Below are 8221 nucleotides of genomic sequence, written 5' to 3'. Positions count from 1 at the left end.
GTTTGATTTGGGCTCGATTATGGATTTGAACCTAACGCCTTAGAATTCAATATTCCGGACTCATGCCAAGTAAAAATGCTACACGAAAGTCGTGACGGTTTTTCTCCCTTTCTTTAGTTTACCCCAAAATATCAGCGCCAGATCGGCATCATGACCGAGGACCTGGTTTGTGAGGATTGCGTTAATGGCGTTACCATGAATAGTGCTGATGCGCACTATGAAAATTTTGGCAGTCCCAAACAAACGCAAGCAGTAAAATAGAAAATAGATGAGTCCATGCACAAGTGTAGGTCTTTCCATTGGGGGCCCTTACAACAAAGAAAGCTGGCAGAGGTGCCAGCTTTCTTTCGAATTGCAATTCTGTTTATTCAGCACTAGCCTGCTCATTGACGTATGACTCTGCAAGCTCGGTCAAAATATGGTCTGTTTCGCCTTCTTGGTCCAGCGTCTGTTGTAAAAGGGTTGCTGCATCCTCATAGCCAAGTGTGCGGGCAATGTTTCTTAGCGTACCGTAAGACGCAATCTCATAGTGCTCCACTTTTTGGGCTGCCATGATCAGTCCGCAATCCCGGACCATCGTTCCCTTTTCGGTGCTTTCGATGATTTCATTGGCTTCTTCAATAAGGCCTTCCATTGCAGCGCACTTTTTGGCCTGCGCTTTTTCACCGATAATTTCAAAGACCTGCTCCACAGTCACGATCTGCTGCTCGGTCTGTGTGGTATGCAGCTCAAAAGCAGATTTTAGCTCCTGGGATGTTGCATTTTTTGCAAGCTTGACAAGCGCCTTTGCCAGGTTCTTCTCGGCCCAGTAGATGTCTTTAAGACCATCAACGAATAACTCTTTCAGTTTTTCGCCATCTTGCTCGGTAATCTGTTTTGTGGCTGTTGTCTTGCTTTTTGTGGATTTCATAATAATGGTATTAGGTTGGAAATAAAGACTGTTGTTGTTATCAAAGCGTATAACCTATAAAATGTATACCAGCAAAAAAATGCAAAATGATGGTGCCGCTCGAAAGGGTTAGGTACTGATAGCTTCATGCTAGTAGCGCTACTGATAGTGGCTATATATTCCTTTAATTGAATGTATATAGGCTTGTGTGTTGATAATGGAGGCTTGCATCACAAAAGCAAACGATCAATTAATTGTTCAGATCTTGGCCGCATCAAGCCGGCCAACTATTGGCATGGGTTTTTTTTAAGAAGCCATATCACTAATCAGCCCAAACTATGTTCTACCACGTAAAAGAATTACAGTTTAATGCCCGTGTGTCAAAGCCAGACCCTAAGTTTGCACGTCTGTTACTTGAACAGTTCGGGGGAAGCAATGGGGAGCTTAAAGCTGCCATGCAGTATTTTGTGCAGGCATTTAGCTGTAAAAATCCTTATCCGGATAAGTACGACCTATTGATGGACATTGCCACAGAAGAATTCAGCCATCTGGAAATTGTTGGCGCAACTATTCAGATGCTGCTTAGCGGCGTAAATGGCGAACTAAAAAACGCAGCAGAGGAATCCGAGATCATGCAGCTGCTTGGCGGTCAGGCTGCTAAGGAAGGCTTTATTCACGAGGCCATGGTTAATCCGCACTTCGGAGTGCTGACCGGTGGAGGCCCGGCCTTGACAGATAGTAATGGTATTCCCTGGACTGCGGCTTATGTCACCGCCAATGGTGACCTGACTGTTGACCTGCGTTCCAATATTGCTTCCGAATCAAGGGCGAAAATAGTTTATGAGTATCTGATGAAGTTTACCGACGATCCCTATGTGAAGGACACGTTGAGTTTTCTGATGACCAGAGAGATAGCCCATTATCAAATGTTTGAAGCGGCGCTGAATACAATACAGCCGAATTTCCCACCTGGGGTCCTTCAAGGTGAACCTAGGTATAGCAACTTATACTATAATATGTCGACTGGTATGGACGCCCGGGGTCCGTGGAATGACGGTACCAGTACGCAGCTTGGGGAGACCTGGCAGTTTATTGAAGATCCGCTGGAACACGTGATGAGCAGTAACGGACTTGTAGACCTGAAACCGACTGGAACCGATCGTACTGCGGCCAAAGTTGCAAAACTGGATAAAAGCATGAGCCAGATCCGCAGCGAGGAAGTAAAGAGTGCGACCCAGGAAATAGATATGCAGTCGAGCACCTATACCAAGGACGGCGGGATTATCGAAGAGCCTAAAAAGAAGAAATGATTACAGAAAAATTGAAGCCACGAGCGGACCGGGTAGAGATTGTGTACTACACCGATCCGCTTTGTTGCTGGAGCTGGGCGTTTGAAACCCACTGGCAACGTTTTTTGCAGGAATACTCCACGTATATCTCCTATCAGTATTGCATGTCAGGACTCATACCGGACTGGGAAAGGTTTAACGATCCGCTTTATGCAGTGAGCAGACCGGTCCAAATGGGACCTGTCTGGTTGGAAGTACATCACCTTACAGGCACCGATATCAATGATATGCTTTGGGTCATTGATCCGCCCGCATCTTCCTTTCCGGCCTGCATTGCTGTGAAGTCCGCAGGACGACAGTCCATGCGCGCGCAAGAAGTGTTTCTTGGCGAGCTAAGAAGAGCCGTTATGCTTGGTGCAAAAAACATTTCCAAACCAGAGATTTTGATGCAGATAGCACAAGACACAGCCGTCGACTATCCTGAAATTTTTGACATGGGAAGGTTTGAAAATGAATTCAATGACGAGCAGAGCCGGCAGGAATTTCGAGTAGATTTACAAAAAGTGCGATATAACCGCATCGGCAGGTTTCCGTCGCTAACCCTTACTTTAAATGGCCGGGGCGTGATGATAACAGGTTACCGTCCCTATGAAGCACTTGTAGAAGCTTTGCGTCAAGTTGCCCCCGAGATTGTGAAAGCGAGGATGGGTTCTTAACTAAGAAGTTTGCGAGCTACTTTTTTGGCGTGCTGCCAGCCATTTGATTTTAAATGGATTGCCCTTGGGGCAGCTGTGACTCGTATTGCTCTTTGGCTTCTGGCGCAATTTTAGTGTAACATCGCCTAACCCTTCACGCCTATGGCCAGATTACCTCGTGCACGGGGTGACTCCAGACCTGTCCTTAGTTTGGGGTCTGGAGATTGCTTTTCCGCAATTTTTACATATCAAGTTTTTTAGCTACAAGGACAGCGAAGAATCTAAGGCGGGTGCTTAAGCTAAGAATGTACACATAAGCGATTTAGAACTCGGCGTTTATATGGTCAATGTATTAAAATTGATAAGGAACTGCTATATACCAGTTATATTATTGTGGAATAGTGGATCGGATTTTCTTTTCTGTCAGATCTTCTCGAGAGCAGCGATTTGGCGTAATCCCGTCTTGCCATCATATCCATTTTCTCAATTTCTGTTTTTTAATTAAAAAGTCAATCCTGTCACTTTCTAGCAAGAGTAAGCCTTTAAAGCGCTTGGGACATTGTTAATCATGTCTTTGTAGGCTATAAGAGTTTAATCACCCTAAAATGTATGCCACCATTTGGATTTATTAAGCACATCCAACGATCACCCAATAGTAAAGTACCTCAACAGGAATTGAGGTTTATCTGAAAAACAGCCCTTCTGGTTGTGCAATCCATCCCGATAGCAGCTGGAAATAAAACGCTTAATAGTAGTGGTTTGGTGGTCGGGAATACTACATGTAAGGCGTGTTGATGCAGTTGGTTATCACAATCCAGTGTAATCCCAGAAACATATAAAGGCCGGGCAACTCTTTGGCGAATATGAAAGATCCTCAGATAAGCCAGCTGGGTCCCGGGAGTGGACCTGTTCCTTAAAGTCTCAAATTTTTGGCCTTCCTGGATCAGGAGCTGAATTTCTATTTTTCTAATCAGGTACTCTGGTTGCTTTTGCAACCCGGTCTTACAGACCTACGGGGAACCGATAAGTTGCGATCCCGCAAAATATTCATTTATCGGGGATGCACAATGAAGGGATTTATGGAATTTTCTTGATCGGCACAATATGATCCTGGTGCAAAAACTAAATTCCCTTTCAGATCTGACAAAAGAATTGGAAAAGGTTTTGCATTAAAGCGACTCTCACATAGAAAATCGGGCGCTGGGCACTCAGAACAATTTCTTGATTTTAGGGATATCTTCAAGGACGTCCTTAAACACCCCTCCCTTAATATGAATCCTTGTCTTGTTTCGACTGAATATTCTGGCGTTTTCCAGATCTTCCAAGGCGATAATCAGGTCTTTACGTATCTCCACCTTATTGCCTGGAAAATCACTTGTTAAAGTTAAAGTTCCCATAGGACTAGCGCTTTAAAGATTTGTAAGGCAAAATAAAATCATAAAATTTAAATTTTCAACAGCCCCATGGTTTAATACAAAGCTTCTGGGTTAAGCGACCGCACAAAGCTTATGCAGGTCCTACTGAACATCCTCAAAAACAGTATTGAAGCGATCGATACGGACGCCATTGTTAAAACAATCAGTATTGACCTAAGCGGTTCTGACGATAGTGTTCAGTTAGTCGTTTCGGATTCCGAAAAAGGATTTGATGAGCAAACAGCAAAACACCTTTTTGATCGGGGGTATACTACTAAAAGTACTGGTACGGGCCTGGGCCTTTACAATTGTAAATCCATTATTGAGAGCCATGGAGGTACTATTTCCATGGAAAGCAAAGGGGCAGGTATGGGCAGCAAAACGACCATTTCCTTTTAATGAATAACCAAAACCAGATTTTAATAAAGATGAATGAAATTAATACCTCTGTATTAATTATTGATGACGAGGAAATGGTCAGAGATAATATGGAAGAAATACTTGTACCCCGGCATCAATCCATTGAAAGTCAGCAGATAAACCATGCAGCCAGCATACTTTTTGACGCGCCGACCCCGATACTGACACCGATTACCAGCAATATTCCCGTTTTTAAGGTAGAAAAAGCATCAAATGGAATGGAAGGGCTTGAAAAAGTAAAAGCTTCCATTAAAAACAAAAGCCCGTATGCCGTTATTTTCCTGGATATGCGCATGCCAGGTTGGGATGGACTGGAAACTACGATAGAGATCAGAAAATTTGACAGTAAAGCCGAGATCATCTTTGTTACCGCCTTTACCGACCATTCCATTGAGGAAATTATCGAGCAGGCAGGCCAGAACGTAGGTTATCATTGCAAACCCTATGCTTCTGAGGAAATCATACAGCTGGCTACCAAAGCAGTAACTGATTACAGCCGCCTGCGCAACTTGGAAAGCCTGATTGAATCTATTGCCTCTATCGGATTAAATGAGCGGCAGCTTAATTCCTTATTAAAGAACATATTGGACCAGCTTGCCGCGACCATCGGTACGGATATGGCCTTTTTAGGAAAGCTTCAGGACGACTTCTCTTATGAAAAGGTTTTATCGATCGGGGCGATGGAAGAAAAGATTAACATTAAAGAGTTGGTAAATCGCGTCAGGGAAATAGAAATTTCTGCTGAAGAAGTGGTACAGCTTGATGAGCTGGTACTTGCACGCTTAAATGGGTATTCGGTATTTGCTGTACTAAAAAAAAATGGCAGGCTAAACACTGAAAAGATGTATCTGCTGCGGTTATTTGTGCAAAATGCTGCCCAGGCGATCCGTAATGCGGAAATGAACGAAGAGCTCATTCGCAAGGAGAAGCTTTCGGCTGTGGGCAGGGCGATCGGCATGGTCATGCACGATTTACGGCCTGCAATTGGGAACATACAACTTCTGACCGGTATAATCCGTGAGGAAGGCTACAAAAGCGATTGGCTGGATATGGTCGACAGATCAGCCCGGCAGGCTTCTGAAATATTTGAGGACTTTCTGGACTTCATCAGAGAAACGCCAGTTGAAAAGGAAACCCTACTGCTTAAACCGCTGCTTGAGAGCGCTCTGCATCAGTTAGCTCCAAAAGACGCGCTTGACAGAGTGCAGATTGAAATCAAAGCTGACGATGAACTGACTGTTCAGGGTGACCAAAGCAAACTAAAACGGGTGATTATCAACCTTATTAATAACGCTGTTGATGCACTCCTGGATCACCAGGTCAGCGGGCCGCAAATTCAAATCATAGCCCGCCAGCAAACTGACTTGGTTTCCATACAGGTCAGGGACAATGGCCCGGGTATACCGCTGAGCCTGCTAAAAGCGCTTTTTAAGCCATTTGTAACCAAGGATAAAAGCAACGGAACAGGCCTGGGCCTGGCCATCCTAAAAAATTACGTGAACGCCCATGGTGGCAGTATCTCCGTTTTAAACGACAACGGCGCTGTTTTTAATATCACATTGTAGTTGGTCTTTATGTTCAATGCATTGCGCTAATGCATTGAACATCGTTTTGTATTAACGAACTGGTTGCGTTAATGGCTATACCCTAATGTCGATCCTTCTATACATTTGATGGCTTTGTTCGTTACTATTTTGCCTTTTGCTTTCTAAGGCAATATCATGTTTCACATTCGATTTAAGCCCCCTCACTCTGAGCGATTGTTACCCAGGTTTTAAGTCGCTTAAAAAGATAGCAGACCAGACCAGCACAAACGGGAGGAAGCGCGTTTTTTAATGATATCAATATTCCCGCTGTAGCGTAATTGATCCAGGTAAATATGTCTGGCCGTTACCAGCCCCGCCTTCGACAACCCGGTAACCCAATTTTATACCAAAATTTGGCTTTATATGGTAGAAAGACCAGCGAAGATATCTTCTGCCCTGCCATATTCTGAAGCCAGGGCATCTCCTTCCAGAATAGCTGTCCAATGCTCACCAGAGTTGTAGCCTACGTAAAAATTCACAAGAGGGACAAAGCCAACTTTGCTGAAATGTTGATCATTTGAAGCATTCGGGTAGCGGACGTCCGCGTCACGTGCGCCCATCATAACTATACTCACACTATCTCCTTCGGCTGGCCGGCAGGACTCAACTTCGCTTTAAGTAACTGCCATAATATCGGCAATACGGATAATGCAACGATGCCTAATACTACTTTCTCGAAATTGTCCCTGACTAGTGGGATACTGCCCAGAAAGTAGCCAGCAAGAGAAAGGCTAACCACCCAAAGGATTGCCCCAAGGACATTAAATTTTAAAAAATTACTATAATTCATTGCCGCAACACCGCCCACAAAAGGTGCCAGGGTACGGACAACCGGGACAAATCGGGCTATGACTATGGTGGAAGCACCATATTTTACGTAAAAACCATGCGTTTGGGCAAGCTGCTCAGGCTTTATCATTCGCTTCCCGAACATGCGCATTTGTTGGATTCTGGTCCCGAAATGGCGCCCGATCAGATAATTGCAGCTATCGCCCAGTATCGCAGCTATCAGAAGTAGCACAATTACAAGCCAGATGTTGAGCGAACTGGGATATTTTGCGGCCATCATTCCTGCGGCAAACAATAGGGAATCCCCCGGTAGAAAAGGCATGAAGACAACCCCGGTTTCGATAAAAATAATCATAAAAAGTACAACATAGGCTAATGCCCCATACTGCTCAATAATATTTCCCAGATGTTTGTCCAATTGGAAGAACACATCAAAGAGTTGGTTAAAAAATTCCATTAAAACTATATTTTATTTGACACTAAGCATCAAAAAGCAAATGATGAGATAAATAAGCATGATCACCAATGCGTACAGCATCGCAGTCCACATTTCGTCTTTCTGTCTTGTTTGTTGATTTTCCATAATCATCTTGATAATAGGTGAAGAATTGGGAAAGTTAGAAGCGTCTTTTATGTCAAATTCAAAAGCTCTTTTGGATCTCCGACCAGAATTGATGCACAAAAAAACGCTCTTGACGAGAGATCCCCTCATGTGCTTTTGCTATCCGTCCTAGTATAGACACGAACCGGGTCTTGGTAGAATCATTAATGTCAAACGAGCTTTTACTTAAACCCTGTATGTTCGTAGTCAACCCCCTCGCTTGAAAGAATGACTTTATTCTCCTGGATGAAAATTGGCGAAAATGAAATGTCCAAGCGCCGATTGAAAGGGTAGGGCGTTTTTGGCACTCATTCCTAGTGCTTAAATAATCTCTTCCATTTTGGCCAGCACAATTTCGGACGGAGCGGTTCGGTGCTTCAAATTAGGTGCATGCATATTTTATCCTATTTTAAACGTTTTGGGTTTCCTCCCATTATTGTGCAGCTACTATCTGATATTAGATAAAGTAACTTGCCGCAAGCTGATGAAAAACCCTTTCATCAAGCTTATAGCGGTCGTTTATTGAAAGACTGCTGC

At 43.9% G+C, this 8221-nt stretch carries 7 protein-coding genes and 1 pseudogene; 4 read left to right on the top strand and 4 right to left on the bottom strand.

The annotated features are described in order from the left end of the window. Positions 1-364: 364 nt before the first annotated feature. Positions 365-910, bottom strand: coding sequence for a YciE/YciF ferroxidase family protein (locus tag FBF61_RS33125; protein WP_138485285.1), 546 nt, complete (start codon positions 908-910; stop codon positions 365-367). Between the two features lie 317 nt (positions 911-1227). Here FBF61_RS33125 and FBF61_RS33120 point away from each other — a divergent pair, with 317 nt between their 5' ends. Then, positions 1228-2199 (top strand): manganese catalase family protein, encoded by a 972-nt coding sequence (locus FBF61_RS33120; protein WP_138485284.1) that lies wholly within the window; start codon positions 1228-1230, stop codon positions 2197-2199. Beyond that, positions 2196-2894, top strand: a complete 699-nt coding sequence (locus FBF61_RS33115; RefSeq protein WP_138485283.1) for a DsbA family protein — start codon at positions 2196-2198, stop codon at positions 2892-2894. The genes FBF61_RS33120 and FBF61_RS33115 overlap by 4 nt, the downstream gene beginning before the upstream one ends. 1187 nt (positions 2895-4081) lie before the next feature. Here the strand turns inward: FBF61_RS33115 and FBF61_RS33110 are convergent. Then, complete coding sequence (locus tag FBF61_RS33110; protein ID WP_138485282.1) at positions 4082-4270, bottom strand: hypothetical protein; 189 nt, start codon at positions 4268-4270, stop codon at positions 4082-4084. 108 nt (positions 4271-4378) lie between these two features. On the opposite strand from FBF61_RS33110, the pseudogene FBF61_RS33105 reads away from it, so the two are divergent. Beyond that, positions 4379-4687: pseudogene (locus FBF61_RS33105) on the top strand (ATP-binding protein); the annotation flags it as partial. Positions 4688-4716: 29 nt separating this feature from the next. Further along, positions 4717-6273 (top strand): hybrid sensor histidine kinase/response regulator, encoded by a 1557-nt coding sequence (locus tag FBF61_RS33100; RefSeq protein ID WP_166444687.1) that lies wholly within the window; start codon positions 4717-4719, stop codon positions 6271-6273. 380 nt (positions 6274-6653) lie between these two features. Here FBF61_RS33100 and FBF61_RS33095 read toward each other — a convergent pair whose 3' ends face one another. Both FBF61_RS33095 and FBF61_RS33090 read right to left on the bottom strand, forming a co-directional pair. Then, on the bottom strand, positions 6654-6869 hold the full coding sequence (locus FBF61_RS33095) for a hypothetical protein (RefSeq protein WP_138485279.1): 216 nt from the start codon (positions 6867-6869) through the stop codon (positions 6654-6656). After that, positions 6866-7540 carry a VTT domain-containing protein gene (locus tag FBF61_RS33090; RefSeq protein WP_138485278.1) on the bottom strand — a complete coding sequence of 225 codons (675 nt, stop codon included), beginning with the start codon at positions 7538-7540 and terminating at the stop codon, positions 6866-6868. Before FBF61_RS33090 ends, FBF61_RS33095 begins: the two co-directional genes overlap by 4 nt. Positions 7541-8221: the final 681 nt, after the last annotated feature.

Source organism: Dyadobacter bucti (genome assembly GCF_005869225.1).
Classification (GTDB): domain Bacteria; phylum Bacteroidota; class Bacteroidia; order Cytophagales; family Spirosomataceae; genus Dyadobacter; species Dyadobacter bucti.
The sequence above is the reverse complement of the archived record's forward strand: the minus strand, read 5'-3'. Positions and strand labels throughout refer to the sequence as shown.